General features: G+C 34.9%; 2 protein-coding genes. Both read left to right on the top strand.

From position 1 onward, the window contains the following. Positions 1-539, top strand: a 539-nt coding sequence (locus Ctaglu_RS24555) for a zinc-binding dehydrogenase (RefSeq protein WP_148097611.1), incomplete at its 5' end; no start/stop codon positions are given. A gap of 144 nt (positions 540-683) precedes the next feature. Beyond that, positions 684-1,265, top strand: coding sequence for an S-(hydroxymethyl)glutathione synthase (gene gfa, locus Ctaglu_RS24560; RefSeq protein WP_125006687.1), 582 nt, complete (start codon positions 684-686; stop codon positions 1,263-1,265). Positions 1,266-1,939 lie beyond the last annotated feature (674 nt).

Consider the following 1,939-nt stretch of genomic DNA (forward strand, 5'->3'; position numbering starts at 1 on the left):
CCGTATTTGGTTTAGGAGCTATTGGATTAGCTGCTATTCAAGGATTGGCTCAAGCAAAAGCAGGCCGAATTATCGCTGTAGACTTAAATGAAGATAAGTTTGAATTGGCTAAAAAAATGGGAGCAACTGATGTTGTAAATCCTTCCAAGTTTGATAAACCAATCCAAGAAGTCTTGGTTGAAATGACGGATGGAGGAGTAGATTATAGCTTCGAGTGTATTGGTAATGTTGAAGTAATGAGGTCTGCTCTTGAAAGTTGTCATAAAGGTTGGGGCGAAAGTATTATTATCGGTGTAGCAGGCGCAGGTAAAGAGATTCATACGCGTCCATTCCAATTGGTAACTGGTCGAGTATGGCGTGGATCAGCCTTTGGTGGAGTTAAAGGAAGAACTGAACTGCCAGGAATGATTGAAGATTATATGAATGGTAAAATTGATTTAGATTCGTTTATTACACATCATTTAGACTTTATGGATATCAATGAGGCATTTGATTTGCTTCATAAAGGTGAGTCAATCCGTACTATTTTAACGTATTAAAAATAAAGATGTCATATACCGGTTAGAAAAAGGATATGATCATAGTTATTTTACGATCGTGACATTTATAGAACAACACTTACAGTTTCATGTTAAGGAATTAGAAAAAATAAAAAAAATAAATATATTCAAGGAGGAAAACATATGATTACCACTAAATTACATCCAAGATTAGATAACGGTATTAATGATTATCCAGAAGTAAAAGGATTTGTAGGAGGGACATTAAAGTGTCTTTGTAAATCAAATAAAGTAGAGGTCAAGGTAGATTCACAAACAGTGCACAACCATGCATGTGGTTGTTCTAAGTGTTGGAAACCAGAAGGCGCTGAATTTTCTTTAGTAGCTGTAGTATCTCGTGACAAAGTTAATGTCATTAGTAATGCTGATAAGGTAGAAATAGTTGATGAAACAGCTACAATTCAAAGACATTTTTGTAAAGAATGTAAAGTACATTTATTTGGTCGTATAGAAAACAAAGATCATGCGTTTTATGGTTTAGACTTTGTTCATACAGAATTATCAGAGGATAAAGGGTGGTCTGCACCACAATTTGCAGCATTTGTTTCATCTGTAATCGAAACAGGTACACCGGTTTCAAAAATGGCTGATATCCGAAAAGATTTAAATAATCTTGGATTACCTACCTATGATGTCCTATCACCTGAGTTAATGGATTTAATTTCTGCTAAAACTGCTGAACTGAATGGCACATTACAGAAATAAAAGTTATATTTAACTGTAGTAATTAAGAAATAATAAACTAGCGGTTGTTGATTAATGGTAAAATCTTTGGTTTATAAAAAACATTGTCATCAAGAGTTTTTTAAGTCTAGTTTAGCTTCAATTTAACACATTTTAAGCAACTTTACAGATCGAAAAGATTATATATAAGCACTTACTCTATTTCAGAGTAAGTGCTTTTGTAGTGCGCCCAGCATGGGCGCACTCTAAAGGGTGCAAGTCCCTATCACGGGGTAATAGTGCCAAGTGCATAGCTTAAGACAAGGGTGTCCATGGTGACGTGGAATCTGAATTATCCGAGTAAAACAATTATCCTAACAAAATCCAAAGTCAACTTCAAACAAGCGCATTTTAAGAAAATTACTCGGATAATCTTTCTATAATAATTCTATCGTATAATACTATTGTGTCAGGTGACACTATATAAGGATGATGTTATTGATTAGCAATCAATCTTATTTTAGGGTGTTTTTGTGTTTTTGGCAAGCTAAAAACCATGCATTGCGGAACTTAATTTTTCCAGCACCCTATTTCCATTATTGGGTATTCATGGAGATCGGAAGAGCGTCGTGTAGGGAAAGAGTGTAGATCTCGGTGGTCGCCGTATCATTAAAAAAAAAAAAGAAAGAGATAGGTGGAGGGACAGCGAGTGAGTA

The sequence above is a fragment of the Clostridium tagluense genome, assembly GCF_003865095.1.
Lineage (GTDB): Bacteria > Bacillota > Clostridia > Clostridiales > Clostridiaceae > Clostridium_AD > Clostridium_AD tagluense.

Coding starts and splice junctions, on each gene's coding strand:
- gfa (WP_125006687.1), top strand. CDS start 684: ATGATTACCACTAAATTACATCCAAGATTAGATAACGGTATTAATGAT.